The sequence below is a fragment of the Rhodococcus sp. 008 genome (assembly GCF_001682295.1).
Classification (GTDB): domain Bacteria; phylum Actinomycetota; class Actinomycetes; order Mycobacteriales; family Mycobacteriaceae; genus Rhodococcus_F; species Rhodococcus_F qingshengii.
In genome coordinates this window covers 2367414-2383940 of the sequence record NZ_CP012749.1, presented here as the reverse complement: position 1 = coordinate 2383940, position 16527 = coordinate 2367414, and the positions used below count along the sequence as shown (strand labels likewise).

General features: G+C 63.5%; 18 protein-coding genes. 10 read left to right on the top strand and 8 right to left on the bottom strand.

Features of this window, described 5'->3' with window-relative positions; all coding sequences use genetic code 11:
• Position 1: 1 nt before the first annotated feature.
• A complete protein-coding gene (locus AOT96_RS11185; RefSeq protein WP_003944177.1) occupies positions 2 to 589 on the bottom strand; it encodes a DinB family protein in 588 nt (195 codons plus the stop codon).
• Positions 590 to 607: 18 nt separating this feature from the next.
• On the opposite strand from AOT96_RS11185, the gene AOT96_RS11180 reads away from it, so the two are divergent.
• From AOT96_RS11180 to AOT96_RS11165, 4 genes are all read left to right on the top strand, one after another.
• Entirely contained in the window at positions 608 to 1855 is a 1248-nt protein-coding gene (locus AOT96_RS11180; protein WP_058227365.1) for a hypothetical protein, read from the top strand.
• 68 nt (positions 1856 to 1923) lie between these two features.
• The gene (locus tag AOT96_RS11175) at positions 1924 to 3570 is read left to right on the top strand and encodes an MFS transporter (protein WP_003943582.1); all 1647 of its coding nucleotides are present in this window, start codon (positions 1924 to 1926) and stop codon (positions 3568 to 3570) included.
• Between the two features lie 3 nt (positions 3571 to 3573).
• Positions 3574 to 4026, top strand: a complete 453-nt coding sequence (locus AOT96_RS11170) for a DUF6325 family protein (RefSeq protein ID WP_064442936.1) — start codon at positions 3574 to 3576, stop codon at positions 4024 to 4026.
• Positions 4023 to 4307 carry an SHOCT domain-containing protein gene (locus AOT96_RS11165; protein WP_007735909.1) on the top strand — a complete coding sequence of 95 codons (285 nt, stop codon included), beginning with the start codon at positions 4023 to 4025 and terminating at the stop codon, positions 4305 to 4307. Before AOT96_RS11170 ends, AOT96_RS11165 begins: the two co-directional genes overlap by 4 nt.
• 1 nt (position 4308) lies before the next feature.
• On the opposite strand, the gene AOT96_RS11160 is transcribed toward AOT96_RS11165, so the two are convergent.
• The 5 genes from AOT96_RS11160 to AOT96_RS11140 all read right to left on the bottom strand — a co-directional run bounded on the left by AOT96_RS11160 (position 4309) and on the right by AOT96_RS11140 (position 9168).
• A complete protein-coding gene (locus AOT96_RS11160; RefSeq protein WP_065351745.1) occupies positions 4309 to 4992 on the bottom strand; it encodes a SagB family peptide dehydrogenase in 684 nt (227 codons plus the stop codon).
• On the bottom strand, positions 4989 to 5969 hold the full coding sequence (locus tag AOT96_RS11155; protein WP_064442933.1) for an ABC transporter substrate-binding protein: 981 nt from the start codon (positions 5967 to 5969) through the stop codon (positions 4989 to 4991). The genes AOT96_RS11160 and AOT96_RS11155 overlap by 4 nt, the downstream gene beginning before the upstream one ends.
• The gene (locus AOT96_RS11150) at positions 5966 to 6760 is read right to left on the bottom strand and encodes an ABC transporter ATP-binding protein (protein ID WP_042453274.1); all 795 of its coding nucleotides are present in this window, start codon (positions 6758 to 6760) and stop codon (positions 5966 to 5968) included. The genes AOT96_RS11155 and AOT96_RS11150 overlap by 4 nt, the downstream gene beginning before the upstream one ends.
• Positions 6757 to 7824 (bottom strand): FecCD family ABC transporter permease, encoded by a 1068-nt coding sequence (locus tag AOT96_RS11145; RefSeq protein ID WP_064442931.1) that lies wholly within the window; start codon positions 7822 to 7824, stop codon positions 6757 to 6759. Before AOT96_RS11145 ends, AOT96_RS11150 begins: the two co-directional genes overlap by 4 nt.
• Before the next feature lie 84 nt (positions 7825 to 7908).
• Entirely contained in the window at positions 7909 to 9168 is a 1260-nt protein-coding gene (locus AOT96_RS11140) for an MFS transporter (protein ID WP_065351744.1), read from the bottom strand.
• 92 nt (positions 9169 to 9260) lie between these two features.
• Here AOT96_RS11140 and AOT96_RS11135 point away from each other — a divergent pair, with 92 nt between their 5' ends.
• The 5 genes from AOT96_RS11135 to AOT96_RS11115 all read left to right on the top strand — a co-directional run bounded on the left by AOT96_RS11135 (position 9261) and on the right by AOT96_RS11115 (position 14405).
• The gene (locus AOT96_RS11135; RefSeq protein ID WP_003943543.1) at positions 9261 to 9449 is read left to right on the top strand and encodes a streptamidine-related RiPP repeat protein; all 189 of its coding nucleotides are present in this window, start codon (positions 9261 to 9263) and stop codon (positions 9447 to 9449) included.
• Between the two features lie 94 nt (positions 9450 to 9543).
• Complete coding sequence (locus AOT96_RS11130; RefSeq protein ID WP_065351743.1) at positions 9544 to 10356, top strand: hypothetical protein; 813 nt, start codon at positions 9544 to 9546, stop codon at positions 10354 to 10356.
• On the top strand, positions 10353 to 11783 hold the full coding sequence (locus AOT96_RS11125; protein WP_065351742.1) for a CocE/NonD family hydrolase: 1431 nt from the start codon (positions 10353 to 10355) through the stop codon (positions 11781 to 11783). The genes AOT96_RS11130 and AOT96_RS11125 overlap by 4 nt, the downstream gene beginning before the upstream one ends.
• Positions 11776 to 13116, top strand: a complete 1341-nt coding sequence (locus AOT96_RS11120) for a YcaO-like family protein (RefSeq protein ID WP_042453284.1) — start codon at positions 11776 to 11778, stop codon at positions 13114 to 13116. The genes AOT96_RS11125 and AOT96_RS11120 overlap by 8 nt, the downstream gene beginning before the upstream one ends.
• Positions 13113 to 14405, top strand: coding sequence for a YcaO-like family protein (locus AOT96_RS11115; RefSeq protein WP_065351741.1), 1293 nt, complete (start codon positions 13113 to 13115; stop codon positions 14403 to 14405). The genes AOT96_RS11120 and AOT96_RS11115 overlap by 4 nt, the downstream gene beginning before the upstream one ends.
• Here AOT96_RS11115 and AOT96_RS11110 read toward each other — a convergent pair.
• The gene (locus tag AOT96_RS11110; RefSeq protein WP_037126088.1) at positions 14352 to 15323 is read right to left on the bottom strand and encodes a sugar nucleotide-binding protein; all 972 of its coding nucleotides are present in this window, start codon (positions 15321 to 15323) and stop codon (positions 14352 to 14354) included. The two genes, AOT96_RS11115 and AOT96_RS11110, sit on opposite strands and share 54 nt — an antisense overlap.
• Before the next feature lie 51 nt (positions 15324 to 15374).
• On the opposite strand from AOT96_RS11110, the gene AOT96_RS11105 reads away from it, so the two are divergent.
• Entirely contained in the window at positions 15375 to 16001 is a 627-nt protein-coding gene (locus tag AOT96_RS11105; protein ID WP_065351740.1) for a TetR/AcrR family transcriptional regulator, read from the top strand.
• Between the two features lie 6 nt (positions 16002 to 16007).
• Here the strand turns inward: AOT96_RS11105 and AOT96_RS11100 are convergent, their stop codons facing one another.
• Positions 16008 to 16448, bottom strand: a complete 441-nt coding sequence (locus AOT96_RS11100; RefSeq protein ID WP_003943598.1) for a PAS domain S-box protein — start codon at positions 16446 to 16448, stop codon at positions 16008 to 16010.
• Positions 16449 to 16527: the final 79 nt, after the last annotated feature.

Below are 16527 nucleotides of genomic sequence, written 5' to 3'. Positions count from 1 at the left end.
TTCAGGCGTGGTGGGCCTCGCGTGCCGCCGTCTCCAGACGGTCGGTGTACTCGGCCCACCACGCCTCATCACCGGGAGCCAGATTGTTGTCGCCCGCCTTCATCCCAGCGGCGCCGTCGATCAGCTCCCGCACGATGTCCGCGTGGCCGGCGTGCCGATGGATCTCGGTGACAACGTGAACGAGTATCCGGTGCAGTGTGACGTCGCGACGATCCTCCGGCCAGTGCTTCACGAAGCCGGGGGCGTCCAGATCGTGCTCCTCTATCGTGGCGTCGGCGAAAGCCCAGGTGCGGCGATAGGTTTCGACGATGTCGGCAGTGGACTCGTCGGCGCGGGCCCACATGTCGACGTTGAGTTCCTCCGAACGCAACCACGCGGGGAGATCGGGAACCCTACGGCCGAACGTCGGACCGAAATACCCGAGCTCGACGCCGATCATGTGTTTGACCAGTCCCAACAAGTTGGTCCCTGTCCGGGTCATCGGACGCCGAATGTCATACTCCGACAGCCCGTCGAGCTTCCAGACGAGCGCATCACGTGCTGCCTGCAGGTACCGCTGGAGATCTTCCTTTTCCGAGTTGGTGGTCATGAAACCAACCTAAACCGAGTGGAGCAGACATTGACAGCGGTCGAGGATCTGACCGAGGTTGCCTCCCGGGCCGTCGCCGCCGAGCGTGACGCCCGGTCGGTGCGCTGGCACAACCCGGCAGCCGTCCGCAAGGCTGCCGCGTCCGTCCGTGATTCGCTCGACGACGAACGATCAGCGCTGAGCCGACCGTCGTACAGCGGGTTGTCACCGTCGCCGCACATGGCGCGCCAACTCGAACTGATCACGACGTTGCAGCCGCCACTGCCCGCCGACGCCGGCATCGGCACCGCCGCGCAGGCCGAGGCCGACGCCGTCGCCGCGGTGACCACCGCACGGATAGCCTTGCGCGCCGCCCACCTTGCGGTTCTCGAAGCACGCGTCGCCGCGCTCGATGCCGGTGACACCGATACCGTCGCCGCCGCGATCCGTGGTTACGTCCCGCTGAACTCGGGCAACCCCGTCGTCCGGCACGTGCAGGATCTCGGCTCCCGGATCCGTGAGGAAGCCCGGCACGTGGTGAGTGGTAAGCCTCGGTCGATCGCTTTTCGGCTGGGGCTGAGCCTCGGAATGGGCTTGGCGTACCTGGCATTCATTCGCCTCTTCCAGTGGGACACCAAGGAAGATCGACTGCCTTACCTTGCGCTGTATGCACTCTCGGGTGTGGTCGGAAGCGTCGTGTGCACCAATGCGCTCAGCTTCGACGCCGGCCGCGTGCGCGCTGCGTTGTCCGGTGGAACGAGGCTCTGGCACGTGCTCGTCGCGAAAAACGCGGTGATGCTGCTCCTCGTCGGCAGCGCCGGGTTCCTGCTCAGCGCCGTCCTCGCGTGGCGCTCCGGAAGCAGTGCTGACCTGGTGAAGGCGTGCGGCCAGGTGCTGACCATGATCCTGCTCTGGTTGGGGGTCGCGAACGTGATGTCGGTGAGCTTGCCGCTGCGGGCAGAACCGATGACGGCGCGGCGCCACGACGGCACGTGGAAGCAGTTCCTGCTGTCCTTCGTCATCTCGTACGGTGTCGGACTGATCGTCAATCTGATGCTCTACTGGCGCGTCTGGGCAAAGACGACGCTGCTCGAGCAGATGGGCGGTCCGTGGATTCCGGTCCTGCTGCTCCTCGCGAGCGCGGCCGCGACGTGGCTGTTGCTGACCGTGCTGGCCGTACTCCTGGCCGAGCAACCGCGCTTCCGTCGCGCCTTGCACCGGGAGATGGTGGTCTACCGCGAAGAAACCAACCACTTGCAGGCGACCATTCAGCACAATTCCGGCTAATGTAGCCGTGCGTGGCTGATCCGGGCACGTCGCGAGTACACGCAGTGTCGAGGAAGGCGTGACCCATCATGTCCGTAAAGCCTGGCGCGGCCGCCACAACGGCCGCCGTGAGCACCGCCTCCTGGCTACCACTCATCGTGGTGGTCCTCACCCAGATTCAGGCGTCGTTCGCCGTCAACGCCCTGACCGTCTCGATGGCCGGCATCACCACCGATCTCGACACGCCCGCAACAAGTGTCGGCACCGCGATCACCGCGGGCACCTTCGCCATGGCTGCCTTCATTCTGTTGGGGGCCAAGATCGGCGCCCGTTACGGAACGCGTCTGGTCTTCCAGATTGCCGTCGCGATTCACGGCCTAGCAATGGCCGCGGTCGCCCTGAGTCAGAGCCCGGCAATGCTGTTCGTGGCGCAAGCTGCATCCGGCGCCGTGATCGCCCTCATCGCTCCCGCATTGACGGTCTTCATCGCCACGAACTTCAGTGGCGATCAGCAGGCAAAGGCCATCGGTTACCTGGCAGCAGCAATCCCGGCGGCCGGTGTGCTGGCGCTGCTCATCGCCGGTTCCTTCGCGACGACGATCGGGTGGCGATACTCGTTCGCCCTCGTCGTGGCTCTCGCGGTGGTCAACCTGATCCTGAGCTTCCGGGTCAAACCTGTTCCCCCGCAGAAGGACATCACCATCGACTGGGCCGGCGCCGCCATTGCTGCCGTTGCCGTCATCCTGCTCAGCTTCGGTTTCAGCGGCCTGAACTCGTGGGGCGTCATCCTGGCCACCGACGCTGCGCCGTTCTCGGTCATCGGTGTTTCACCCGCGGCCATCCTGATCGTCCTCGGCACCATCTGCGCGCAGGGATTCTTCCAGTGGACGCGAAGCCGCAAGGCGCAGAACAAGCCTCAGCTCTTCAACCTCGACGTCCTCAAGACCGGCGCCGAGCGCGCCACCACGATTTGCATGGCGACGATGATGTTCGTGGGAACCGCGGCCAACTTCCTCATTCCGCTGTACATGCAGATCATCCAGGGCCGCAGCAGCTTGCAGACGTCGTTCTCGATCATCCCGTACACACTTTCGATCTTCATCGCGAGCACCGTCGTCGCGCGTCTGTACAAGACGTACTCCCCGCGTCTGATCGCACGAGCCGGGTTCGTCGTCGTTGCCGCTGGACTCATCTTGTTGGCCTTCACCATTCGTGGCGACTGGCATCAGATCTTTGTCGTCATCGGACTGATCACCCTCGGCCTCGGGCAGGGCGCCATCGTTGCGCTGGTGTTCAACACCCTCCTCACCGCAGCCCCCAAGGAACTGGCCGGCGACGTCGGTGCCTGGCGGGGACTGGTACACAACATGTCCGGCAGCGTCGGCATCGCGGTGGCCAGCGTCTTCGCCGTCGGAATCCTCGGTTCCCTCGTCAGCTCGCAGCTGATCGACAACCCCACCATCCCGGCATCACTCAAGGTCGAGTCCGGGATCAATCTCGACCAGGTCAACTTCGTCCCCAACGATCAACTCGTCGTGACGCTCGAAAACACCTCGGCGACACAAGCACAGATCGACGAAGCCATCCGGATCAACACCGAAGCGCGCTTGCGCGCCCTGCGAACCTCGCTACTCGTCCTCGCCGGACTCTCCCTGCTCGCCATCATTCCGGCCGGCCGCATGCCCAACGAAGTACCTGCTCTGGAAGAACCGCAACCCACGAAGGGCAAGAAGTAACCGATGTCCAACCAAGACCAATTCGGTCCGATCGAATACGTTGCCGTCGAGTTTCCCGGCGGTGCACCGACCTCCGCGGGATTCGAGCAGCTGCTCGCTCTCGTCGACTCCGGAGTGATCCGCATCCTCGACCTCGAGTTCGTCACCAAAGCCGCCGACGGAACGGTATCCGTCGTACCCGCGTCCACCTTCGAACTCGCAGATTTCGATTTGGCGCAGTTCGACGGCGCTGCCTCCGGACTGCTCGACGCCGGCGACATCGCCGCCGTTGGTGACGAGTTGGCCACCGGTAGTGTTGCCGCCGTGCTCGTTTACGAGGAACTGGCCATACTGCCGGTGATCGACGCGTGGACCCGCAGCGGCGCAAAGATTGTCACCGAAGGCCACCTGAGCTTGGACGAACTTGCCACCGCACTCGACAACACCGCACCAGGCAATACGGAGAAGGACGCATGAGTTTCTTGAGGCGAGCCGGCCGAGTAGCCGTCGCAAGCTCCATTCACGGCAATGTTCAGCGCCGTCAGCGGACCCGTTGGGCCGCCGAAGATCAGGCTCGCGCAGCGCAGGCCCAGCCGGTGCCGCCGATTCCCGATCTACCACCCCTGCCACCGCAGGCAGCTCCGGCAGCATCGATGGACTTGAAGCTCGAACAGCTCACCAAGCTGGGCGAACTCAAGAATGCGGGAGTATTGACCGAGGCCGAGTTCGAGACCCAGAAGGCACGTATTCTCGCCTGACCTAGCTGCGCCTCCCGAGTGCAAAAGCCATGACGGGAAGCTGCGTAGTCGCGAGATTCAACAAAGATGCCACTCGCGCATCCGTGAATCCTGCGATGGCGCAGCCCGCAAGTCCCATCGCCTCGGTCATGAGGTACAGATTCTGAACCAGCACACCGGCATCCACGTGCATCGTGCGGTAGTGCCGCATCGCGTACTTCTCGAGCGGCGCTTCCACGTCGGCGACCACAAACAAAAGAACCGGGAACACGTCGACGAACTCGGGTTGGAGCAGGCTCGCTCGAAGGTGCTCTCGCACGTCGCCTGGCCGGACAGCTTCGGCACGGCCTCGGGCATATCGGTATACCCCGGCTCCGAGCTCGTCTCCGGGTCGGCTGAGAACAAACGACAGCGTCAGTTCGCGCATCCCGCCCGCCGTCGGGCTGCTGACAAGGCTGTGGTGCAACACGTTTGACAGCTCGCCTGCTCGGAGTGCCGTCTGTGCGGGGTCGTAGCGGCTCCGTCGTGCCTGCAAGACGTCCGCGAACCCGCAGGCCGGCAGTGGCGTCGCGGCCGGCAGTTCCACGGATTCACACGTCACCGGCGGCAGTGCGTGCTCGTCGAACGGTAGCTCCGACGGACTCACCGTCCGGTCCAACACTGCATGCAGCGATACGACGGCCTCGATTCGCTCGAGTGCGGTCACGAACCCGGGTGCAGCAGGCGAGACACCTCGCCGGCCCCGTCGATCGAGACCAACTCGCCGGCGAACCACGCCTCCGGAACGGCAAAGATCGCATTCGATGTCGCGGCGGGGGTTCCGGCAAATGCCGTCCGCGCAGCATCCAGGGTGGATTCCCGAGCCGACTCGGTGGAGTAGACGACGAGGACAGCCTTCGGCGACTTCGCGAGCACCGATTCCGTGGCTACCTGGCCGAAGTACTTTCCGTCGGGAAGGTCGTTCTCGAAAAGATTGCTTCCCCCGGCGGCCTCGAGCACACTGCTGTAGAGGCCCCTGGCCAGAGCATAGGACTGTCCCTCCGAAACCTGAACCATCACAGTGGGAACCGGCTCCTGCCCGGCGACAGATGCCTCGGTTGCTGCGAGGGACTTCTTGCCGTCGGCCAGGAGGGTTGCTGCCGCGTCACTAGTTCCGGTCAAGGCGCCGAGACCGTCGAGGTCGGACCAGACGTCGTCGATCCGCCCCTCGGTGACAGCCTTGTGGCAGTAGCCGCTGTTCACGAAGATCGGGATGCCGAGGTCACGCAATTCGTCCATGGTCTGCAATCGGTCACCGTCGAACCAGTATTCCCCGTCGGAGACGATCAGATCCGGACGGGCGTCGAGCAATGCTTCTTTCGCGGGAACTCCGGTGCTCAGTACCGGCACGGCCGCGAACTGATCAGCGAGTTCGGGGCTGGGAGGAGAGAGGTCGGTATTCGATTGTCCGACAATGCGGTCGGCGGCGCCGAGCTGAATGAGAAGTTCCGTCATCGACGGATACAGCGAGACAATCCGCTCCGCCGTCTTGGGCACCGTGACCTCGCGATCACAATTGGTGACGGTGATCTTCTCGGACGACGACGCCGCCGAATCCGCCGTGGAGTTTCCGCATGCGGTCAGTACTGCGGTGGCGGTAACGGCCGAGCACAACAGCGCGGCAGTACGTATCGAGGATTTCAAGACACTGCTTCTTTCGTGTGTAGGAGCGGAGGGGCGAACGAGAGCAGGGGGCGCCCGGTCAACGGATGAGTGCCGAGATGCACCTGAACCCCGAATACTTCGGACAGCAGGTCCTCAGTGAGGACCTCGGCCGTTGGTCCTGTCGCGACAACTACCCCGCCGGAGAGCAGACAGACGTAGTCGCAATACGCTGCGGCCAAGGCGAGTTCATGGATCGCGACAATCGTCGTGGTACCGAGTTCGGCGACCAATTCCATCAATTCGAGTTGAGCGCGGATGTCGAGGTGGTTGGTGGGCTCGTCCAGGACCAGCACCGACGGTTGTTGAGCGATCGCCCGGGCCAACATCACACGCTGCTTTTCTCCGCCGGACAGTTCGGCGAAGAGACGTGATCCAAAGCCCTGCATGCCGGTTCGCACCAGTGCTGCGCTGACGATGTCTCGGTCGATCTCACCGAGTCGAGAGAACGCGCTGTGATGCGGCGTCCGACCCGTTGCAACCACCTCGCGGACGCTGAACGAGAAATCGGATGAATGCTCTTGCCCCACAACACCGATGATGCGTGCTGCCGATCGAGGCGAGAGATCGTCCCAAACATTCACCTCGTCCACCTTCACGATTCCGCTTCGCGGCTTCATCGAGCGATACAACGCGCGAAGGAGGGAGGACTTTCCACTGCCGTTCGGTCCGACGAGTCCGACCACGCTTCCCTCGGGCGCTTCGAGGTCTACACCCGAAACCACGAGGCGTCCGCCCCGAACGACGTGAATTCCGCTGGCCGACAATCTCATGACTGCGCACCGCCGTCCCGTCGAAGCAACCAGAGAAAGAACGGGGCACCCAATCCGGCGGTGATGATCCCGAGTGGTAATTCGTTGGGCGCATCCAACATCCGAGCCGCAAGATCGACGATCACCAGGAAGGTGGCACCAACCAACGCGGTCGCGGGGAGCAGCTTGCCGTGATCGGAACCGACCAGAAGTCGTACGGCGTGCGGCACGAGCAGCCCCACGAAACCGATTCCCCCGGCAACGGATACAACAACCGCGGTCAGCAACGACGCGATCACCAGTAGTAGCAACCTGGTACGGTGCACGTCCACGCCGACCGATTGCGCGCTCTCGTCTCCCATGGCCAACGCGTTGAGTTGGCGCGATTGTGTCAACAGAATTGCCGCACAGACGGTGATCACCGCGGCGGGCACACCGAGATCCGACCAACTGGCCCCGCTCACCGAGCCCAGCAACCAGAAGAGCACTCCCGAAAGCTGACTCGGATCGGCGCGCAACTGCACAAAACTTGTTGCAGCCGAGAGCAGATAGCCGATGGCAACTCCGGCCAGGACCATGCGCAGCGGGACGAGCATTCCCTCTCGCCGACCCAGTACGAGAACCGCGATCAGGGAGACCATGGCCCCCAGGAAGGCTGCCACCGGAACACCGATCGACAGGCTGGTTCCGATGCCGGTCGTCATGATCAGTACTGCACCGAAGGATGCTCCGGAACCCACGCCCAGAATGTACGGATCGGCAATCGGGTTGCGCACCAACGCTTGCAGCACGGCGCCGGCCAACGACAATCCGGCGCCCGCCAATGCCGCAATCAGAATGCGCGGTACCCGCAATCCCCACACGATCCGATCGAGCAACGGGTCGACCGGCGGACCGCCGACGTGTGCGTACAACACCGCGAACACGTCGGCAAAGGACACCGACGCGGCACCCGACCACACCGCGACGGTGGAGACCGCGACAAGCACAACCGCCGTGGCCAACAGAAACGGGACGTACCCGCGCTCGCCGACGGGATGTGGACGCGACGGCACTCGTGGTGCTGCCTCGCTGGTCAGCGTCATCGCACTCCTGAGTCGGTGGGGTTCGCAGTCATGAACAGGTGGATCTAACCATAACGACAGTCGTTTTCATTAATAGTCACATGCTCATTTGTGCGGATAAGGGTCGGTCCGCAGCGCGCTCGCCCACGCGAAGAGCGCCCCGACCAGCGCAAAGATGCACGCAACGAGGTAGGCGGTGCCGATGTCCCAGCGTCCTGCGATTGCCCCGGCAATCAAGGCGCCGACCGGCGAACCACCCCAGGCGACCATCCTCGCCGTGGTGTTCACGCGCCCCTGCAGACGATCCGGAGTCAGGCGCTGACGTGCACCGATGCCATTGAGGATGGTGACGGTCGCACAGCCGGAGTAGACGACGAGCGCCGTGATCGCGGCGCCGGCGTTGCCGGTTGTCGCAACGACGAACAGCACCACCGGGGCGATGGTCAGCGCCCCGACAGTGATCGCCCCGACCGGCCACTGCGCCGGTAGGCGTGGAAGCACGAGCGCCCCGACCACTCCACCCACGGAGACGGCCGTCCACACGGCGCCGATCATCGGACTCGACGTCGAAATCCCAAGCCTCTCGGATGCGTACACCACCAGGAGCGCCGTAACCGCACCCTGCGTCAGGGAATTGACGAAGCCGACGCCGGTCAAGGCTCGCAGAAGCGGCGACCGCCAGAGGAAGCTGAGGCCCTCGCGTATGTCACGCGCAATTCCGGTTCCCGACTTCTTCGGCGCCGCAGGAGTAATCGAAAACGAGGCTCCGATCGAGGCCATGGCCAGCCCGGCCAGTACGTAAGCCAGTGCATCAGCACCCAATGCGTAGGCCGGGCCGATCGAGGCCACAAGCACGCCGGCTATCGCTGGAAAGACAACATCGATCAGCGTGCTGGACGTCCACAGCGCGCTGTTGGCCGCCGGTATCCTCTGCCGACCGACCAGAGCAGGCAGCGCTCCGAAAGCAGCGGCGTCGAACCACACGAAACACGTTCCGATGCACATCGATACGCCGACCGCATGCCACGCCGTCAATACGCCTAGTGCCTGCGCTGCCGGAATACTCGCCAAAGCAAGTGCAGCAACGGCCTGCGCACACAGGATGACCGTCCGCCGGTTGACTCGGTCTGCCACGGCGCCGGCGAACAAGCCGAACACGAGATACGGCAGAACCGTCCCCGCAGCCGCGAGCGAGGTGAGAAACGGAGACCGGCTGATGTCGAACACCAGGATCGGCATGGCCACTCCGGTGACCGCCGCACCGGCTACGGCAATCGTACGAGCCGTGAAGAACAATCGAAACGATCTGTCCCGAAAGACATGTGGTTGCGCTTCGACGGATCCCGTCGTCGGGGTCTCGCTCATGTATGCACTCTCTTGTACCTGTTGCTCTCCGTGGCGATCTTTCGTACGGTGGCATCGTAATGGAAATGGTTTCCATTACGGAAGGGATGACAATGAGCAACATTTCGTTCGACAGCGTCTCCAACTCGGCTCCGGCCAATGCACTCCAGGGCGTCGGCACCAACGCTCTCGTCGACAACCCGTTCACCTTCGAGCCGGTTGCCGAGGCAACGTCCGCACACGCCCTGCAGGGTGTGGGCACCAACGCCCTCGTCGACAACCCGTTCAGCTTCCAGAGCTGAAACCTCCCCTGATCCAGACTGTTTCGACAGTCTGATCTGCCGATGACCCCGCCCGCATCCGACTCGTCGGGTGCGGGCACCGACAAGGAGATCCGTGTACGCCCTCGCCGACGGACACCAGCTGTATCCGACCCCGGACGGCACTTGGCATTACCTGACACCGGACGAGAACGCGGTCACGATCGGCGCGCCGGCCGAAGACCTCGCGGAACTCGACAACTTTCTCAGGCGCTCTGGTTCGGTGCTCGGCCCGGGAGCTATCGAGATCGCCGACGCCCTCGTCTCTCGCGGCGTGCTGGTTGTTCCGGGTCAAGCGCCGGAGATTCCGCGCCCACAGCGTGTGCTGATGGACGGGATCGGGCCCGTTGCCGATGCTTGCATCGCCCTGCTCTCCAAGGCTCTTCCGCATCTCGAGGTCGTATCCACTACTGCGCCAATCGAAGACGACGTTGCGTCGTCGGACCTCGTACTGTCGGTTGCCGGGGCTCCTCCTCACGACGAGTGGTCGGAACTCGATACCTGGTGCCGCCGAAACCAAACACCGTGGCAAACCGTCCACGCGGAGCTGGGTGAGATCTGCATCGGACCCTTCTTCGACGGTATCGGCAGCGCAAGCTACCGGGACGTCTGCGGTCGACGGCTTGCCGCGTCGCGCGTCCCGGATCATCTGCAGGCACTGTGGAATCACCTCGCCGGCAGCGAACCTCGCCCGCTCGAACTTGAACCCACCGCAGCCGCAATGGCCAGTGCGCTTGCATGTTCGGACGTCGTGGCTGGTGTACATGGCGCACCGCCATCACACCTTCACCACCAGATCCGGATGAATCCGCGAACCCTCATGATGACTCGCCATCCCGTGCTACCACTGCCCGGCGGCGTTCTCGAACCCGCGCCGACGCTCCGGTGATCTCACTCGGCGTGAAGATCCCGGCAGCAGACGGTTCTTCGTTGGCTACGGATGTGCTTCTCCCACCGGATTCTTCACCGCGGGGACTGATCGTGATCCGCACCCCGTACGGGCGTGGATGGCATCTGGCGGAGGGGATCGAATGGCGATTGCGAGGAATTGCATTCATCTCGCAGGACGTACGCGGACGGCACGATTCCACCGGATCTTGGGAACCCTACGTCCACGAGCGCGAGGACAGCGCCGCCCTGGCCGAGTGGCTGCAGGATCAGCCGTGGACACCGGAGTGCGTCATCGCAAGCGGGGCTTCGTATGCGGCCGGAACCGCCTGGGCATTTGCTGCCGAGACCAACAGCGCCGATCGGTCATTTCGTGTAGACGGCGTCGTCTCCAAGGTGCCGACCATCGGAAGCGACCGCGTCAAACGTGATCCCTCGGGGATACTTCTCCTCGCCGAGCATCTGGCGTGGTGGGGCGAGCACGGAGATTCGTCTTCCTCTCGTGAGGGTTTCATCCCTGCCCTGATGCGCTCGGATTCGTCTTTGCTGGAACATCTCCCGGTGCAGTCGATGATCGAGGAGGTTGGTCTGACCTCCGATTCACCGGGCTGGTTGACGGCGATCCTTCGCGCTCGTAAACGCGAAGACTTCGGTGGCGATGATCTGGTGTCCGCGGACGAACTCTCCGAACTCGACATCGCCGGGCTGCACATCGGCGGTTGGGACGATGCGATGATTCGGGAGACACTGCGGCACTTCACGTCCGTTGGGCGCGGGCCGCAGAGTTTGATCGTGGGCCCCTGGGCGCACGACCTCCGCCCTGGAATGGTCGGCGAGACAAGTTTCGGCCGCCTTCAGGTCGAGTGGATGGAATCGATATTCTCGGCGCGGCCCGTGACCATCAATCGGGTATTCGACCGGGGTGCAGGCGATTGGTCGAGCGAACCGTATGTCACGGGTGCGAATCGCGTTCGTCTCGAACCAGATCGGAAGGATGCGGTCTACACCTTCCTGTATGACGCCTCAAGGGCCCGAAACGACTGTGTTTTCTGGACTTTCGATATCAAGCACGACTCCGTACTCTCCGGAACACCATCGGTGGAGCTGAAAGTGCACTCGCCCGAGGGCGAAGCCGATTGGATCGTCGAGCTGAGCGTCGTAGATGCCGCTGGAGTCACCAGGTCGATCGCACGGGGCGCGGGCGTCAGCGTGCAGCCGACGATGGTGACAATCGATCTGGATCCCGTGTTGCACACTGTGCGCGCGGGTGATGTCTTGACGCTGCGGATCGCCGGCTCGGACTTCCCACGACTCGCACGCAATCTCGGAGACGGTGATCGCTATCGAGGAACACGCAGTACCGCACTGCACCAATCATTTTCCGGGTCGTTGACCCTGCCGATACTCGGAGGAACTGCCGGTGGATGACTTGCTGGTCGACGCCCGGAGCGGCGTGCTGACCTCACTGGAACCACACATTCGCTCGGACATGCCGACAGGCTGGGTCGGTTGGGCCGCGAGGGTGGCCGACACCAGAAACTTCGGCGGCAGCGGTTCACTGTTTCGCGCGGACCCTTACGGATTCGGGGCTTCGATACGCGACGATGCAGCAGCTCGCGGGGCGGCGACCGGTGAGGCCGTCGAAAGATATTGCGGCAACGTGGTCCCCGAAGATCTGGTCCGCAGCAGTGCATCAGCGCTGGAACTGGCCGGCTCACGGGTCGTCGATCCCGCTGAATTTGCGTTGTACAGCGAGGATCAGTACCGCCTTCCCGGATTCCCCTTTGTTCCCTTCACCTCTGATCTGAACATTCGCTGGGCATTGGGTCACACCATGGACGAAAAGGTGCCCACCTACGTGCCTGCGGCCCTGACTTATCTCGGGTACTACACAGGCACCCGTCGCTGCGAGCCACCGATCGCGTCGTTGCAGTACGCCGGAATCGCAGCGGGACGCTCACGCGACGAGGCCGAGATGTCAGCTCTGCTGGAACTTCTCGAACGCGATGCCACCGCGCTGTGGTGGTGCGGGGACCGGTCACAGCCGGCGATCGAGCTTTCCGACTGGGAGCGGTTGCCTGCGCACCGCCAACTCGGGGATCTGGAGAGCCAGACCCGGAGCGTTCGAGTGCTGCTGCTTCCCTCCCCCTTCGGCATTCCCGTCGCCGCAGCGTGGATCCGCGATGACCGACGTGGACTGGTCGCGCTGGGCACAGCTTGTCGACCGACGGTGGAGGCGGCAGTCTCGAAGGCGCTTGTCGAGGCGTATGCCGTACTTGCCATCACGATCGACCTCGCCGACCCCGACGGGCCGACCTGGCGCAGCGTGGCGGACGGAACGCTGCCGGCGCACCTGTACAAACCCTTTCGGGCCGACCGTCGTTACCGGGACGAGTTCGATCCGCAATGGAAAGACATCGTCGATCTGCCGACCGTCGCCCAACTTTATCTCGATCCCGTGATGGCCCTGGCCGCAGAGGAACATCTCTTCGACTACACCGAAACACTCTCGGTATCAGAGATTCCCGACGAAGCGCCGTTGGATCTGGCTTCTCTCGTAGCGCTTCTGATGTCACGGGGACACCAGCCGATTTCCGTCGATCTCACCACCGGCGACATCTCGATTGCCGGGTTGCACGTCGTCCGCATCCTGACTCCGGGCCTGTACAACAACGCCCCGGCAGCCTTTCCCCTTCTTGGAGGTAGCAGATTGACCAGCGCATCGACCACCCATCTGCATCTGCCGGTCCCCCTCGCATGACATCTTCGCTCGTCGACCGCCGAACTGGGATCATTCGAGAGCTGGTCGACGCCGTTGTTCCCCAGCACTTTCCGCCCGAGTTCAAGCTGATTCACTCGTATGTCAGTGATTCAGCACGCTTTTCACCCTGGTCCAGTGACTCGGCCGGCGCCGGATATTGCTTCGATCTGGGTGACCGTGCGCGGCCTACCGCAGCTGCGATAGGCGAAGCGGTGGAACGATATTGCGGCAACATCGTCGCCAAACCGATCGTCCGCGGGTCGGCCGATGCCTTGATCGGAGCAAGCATCGACCTGTCACAACTCGCGCGTTTCGACGCCGCCCAGTGCGCGCGGCCACAGTTCCCGTTCGTCGAACCAACCGACGATCTGGAGATGGACTGGACTCGCGGAGCCGACCTGATCACGGGTTCGGATATCTGGGTACCGGCCGAACTCGTCTGGGGTTCGTATCCTCATTTCGTCGCCCGGACGGGTCCGGCGATCTCTCCGGTAGCTCAGGCGGGTCTCGCCGCCGGACCCTCGGTGAAGTTCGCAATCGACAATGCCTTGCGCGAGATAGTCGAACGAGACGCGATGACGCTGTCCTGGACCGGGCGGCGTGGTGTTCGGGTCGTCACCGGCATTCCCGAGGTGCTTCGGCGACTGGGGAATCACGGCACCCTCTCGACCAGGTGGTTGTCATTCGACAGCGATTTCGGGATCCCGGTGCTCGGCGCCCTCATCCACGACGGACTCACCGGATACTCGACCATCGGTACCGCCTGCCACGAAGACGCCCAGACCGCTGCGTTCAAGTCACTCGGCGAAGCGCTTCAGCTGCAGCTGCTTTCCGCCGACTACGACAACCCGCAGAGCGGCATCGGTCGAGCCGCGGCCTCCCCGACCAGTCCGCTTGCGCATTGGCGAGCTGACCGAAGCTATGCAGGCGCCTACCGATCGGATTTTGCCGACGTGATGGACTACGGATGCCACTTGCAACTTCACCTGGACCCGGAGATCCAAGCACGATTCGAGAGTGAGCTGGTCGGTGCCGTCGTCGGCGAGGTGGGACTCGACTCTCTGACATCAGCCGCCGGCACCGAAAGCGCTCTGACGGCAGCCGGTTTCCGGCCGGCATGGGTCGATCTCACCACAACTGATGTTCTCCACGCCGGCCTGCACGTCGTCCGCGTCGTCGTACCCGGTTGTCTCACCAATGCGGCCGCCGGATTGCCGTTTCTCGGCTCGCCCCGACTAGTGGACAGTCTTGCCGGACGATCGGCTCGCACCATCCCATTGCCGCACTGACAGTTCGGGAACCGCCGCTTGCAACGACTCGGTGGTTTCCACCGCGTGGAACCACGTCGGCTTCGAGATCGCGGCATCCCGAATCACCTGCACGGCGCGCGCGGCGATAGCTGCCGTCGCGACCGACTGGCTACGCCCCGAAACCCACAGCGCCGGGCCGGTATCCGCTCGGGCCATCGCTACCCAACGATCCGAGCCCCACAGCTTCTTCGGCACGACCTTCTGTAGCGCGGGTGCCCACGTCATGGCCGCAAGTCCGAGCGTCGCGGTGGACGTGTCCAATCGCAGGTACGTCCTGACCGGAACACCGAGGTCTCGCGTCAACGCATGCTGGTCCGAAAAATCGGCCCGCACAGCAGGACCGGTGCGGTAGCCGGTCGCATCGGCCGGTATTCGAAACGTCTTCATCCCGGTGTAGTTGCGAATCGATCGTCCGTCGGGATCAGGAAACCTCGTGCCCAACATTCCGTACGTCCACGCCGTCGCGGCCGGTCCGTGTAGTTCTCCGCCGCCGAGGCCGATCACGATGTCCACGGGTCCCCCGCCGAGTCGATGCGCCTCGGCGGCAAGGACACTGGTCAATCCCGGCGCCAATCCGACGCCCATCAGGACGGGTCCGTCGACCGCTTCCAGTTCTTCGCAGTAGTTCGAGGTCGCCGTGACGTCGACGAATGCCGCCCCACCGCGTACCGCTTCGTCGGCCAGGCGAACATCCTCGAAACCCGAGGCATTCACCACGACATCGAAGTCTCGAACCACAGTCGAATACGCGCCTGGTTCTTTAAGATCAACGACGACGTCCGCGCGGGCAGGGTCACGGCCGGCGGAGTACGCGGAGATTTCGGGGACCTTCGCGAGTTGTTTCATCAGGGGAATCCCGACGGCACCGTAGCCACCGAGTACAAGAACCTTCGTCATTACTTCGCCTCCCGAGTCGCTAGAGTTCGACTCTAGAGTTAGACTCTAATCATGACTGAGGTTCTTCGGGAAGACATGTCGGCGCGGCGCAAGATCATCGAGGCAGCGCGTGAGGTTTTTGTCGATCCCGGCTACGCGGCCGCCACGATCAAGCAGCTTGCCGCGGCGGCGGGCGTGTCGGTGCAGAGTGTCTATTTCGTGTTCGGCAACAAGCCGAGCGTGCTGTCAGCACTGCTCGACGTGGCCGTTGCGGGCGACGAGGAAAAGACGGCAACTCTCGACCGTCCGTGGGTGGCGGCAGCACTCGGCGCCCCACATCCACTCGGGCAACTCCGGATTCAGGTTCACCACGGACGGCTCATTCTGGAACGCACCGCAGACATCCTGCTGGCACTGCGGGCCGCCGCTTCCGCCGACGAGGACGCCGCCCGTCTGTGGCAAATCAACCGCACTCAGCGACGCACTGTGCAGGAACATCTGATGGTCGGCATCGTCGAAAAAGCGCCAACCGTCGACCTCGAAACAGCTGTGAACGTCGCACTCACGCTGCTCAGTCCCGAGACCTATACAGACCTCGTGGTCGGCGCGGGTTGGACCGGCCAACAGTACGAAGAATGGGTGGTCAACACCCTTGCCGCCACCCTCGGCCTGGACCGAACCGTCAAATCCCGGAAGTAGCTGGGATTACTTGGTGGGCTTGTCGTCGATGTGCCGTGGGTTGTTCCACAGGCGCTCCGTCAGATCGTGGAGGACGGCAAGGGTGATCGTGTCGTCGTCCCGTCGGAGCAGAGACTGGCTGACCGTCGCGCGCACCAACGTGGAGTCGGAGTGCACGAACTCCTTGACCGAGCCCGGCTCGGAACTCAGTTCACGATGGGCCTGCTCTGCACTGACGTCGTCGGCATCCTTGTCGTAGAGGATGTCCTGCAAACGCAACGCCGAGACGGCCTTCTTGGGATATCCCAGCATGTCAGCGAAAGACGGGTTGGCAAAAACGATGCTGCCATCGCGGTGAACGGCCATGACCGGCACCGGAAGCCTGTCGAGGAGAATCAGGGCAGGCATCTGCTCCAGATCCGCAATCGGCGATTGTGGCGGCTGCGCAACGTTGCGGCGGCGTTCCATAACACGTCCTCTCAAGTTGCCCGAGTCGACAACAGTCTAACTGCCCAGCAAATCGCGGGTTGACTTCCCGCCCGGATGC

Bases quoted from the DNA above. Each gene is read 5' to 3' on its own strand.
- AOT96_RS11185 (WP_003944177.1), bottom strand. From the start codon at position 589: ATGACCACCAACTCGGAAAAGGAAGATCTCCAGCGGTACCTGCAGGCA.
- AOT96_RS11175 (WP_003943582.1), top strand. From the start codon at position 1,924: ATGTCCGTAAAGCCTGGCGCGGCCGCCACAACGGCCGCCGTGAGCACC.
- AOT96_RS11170 (WP_064442936.1), top strand. From the start codon at position 3,574: ATGTCCAACCAAGACCAATTCGGTCCGATCGAATACGTTGCCGTCGAG.
- AOT96_RS11165 (WP_007735909.1), top strand. From the start codon at position 4,023: ATGAGTTTCTTGAGGCGAGCCGGCCGAGTAGCCGTCGCAAGCTCCATT.
- AOT96_RS11150 (WP_042453274.1), bottom strand. From the start codon at position 6,760: ATGAGATTGTCGGCCAGCGGAATTCACGTCGTTCGGGGCGGACGCCTC.
- AOT96_RS11145 (WP_064442931.1), bottom strand. From the start codon at position 7,824: ATGACGCTGACCAGCGAGGCAGCACCACGAGTGCCGTCGCGTCCACAT.
- AOT96_RS11140 (WP_065351744.1), bottom strand. From the start codon at position 9,168: ATGAGCGAGACCCCGACGACGGGATCCGTCGAAGCGCAACCACATGTC.
- AOT96_RS11135 (WP_003943543.1), top strand. From the start codon at position 9,261: ATGAGCAACATTTCGTTCGACAGCGTCTCCAACTCGGCTCCGGCCAAT.
- AOT96_RS11115 (WP_065351741.1), top strand. From the start codon at position 13,113: ATGACATCTTCGCTCGTCGACCGCCGAACTGGGATCATTCGAGAGCTG.
- AOT96_RS11110 (WP_037126088.1), bottom strand. From the start codon at position 15,323: ATGACGAAGGTTCTTGTACTCGGTGGCTACGGTGCCGTCGGGATTCCC.
- AOT96_RS11105 (WP_065351740.1), top strand. From the start codon at position 15,375: ATGACTGAGGTTCTTCGGGAAGACATGTCGGCGCGGCGCAAGATCATC.
- AOT96_RS11100 (WP_003943598.1), bottom strand. From the start codon at position 16,448: ATGGAACGCCGCCGCAACGTTGCGCAGCCGCCACAATCGCCGATTGCG.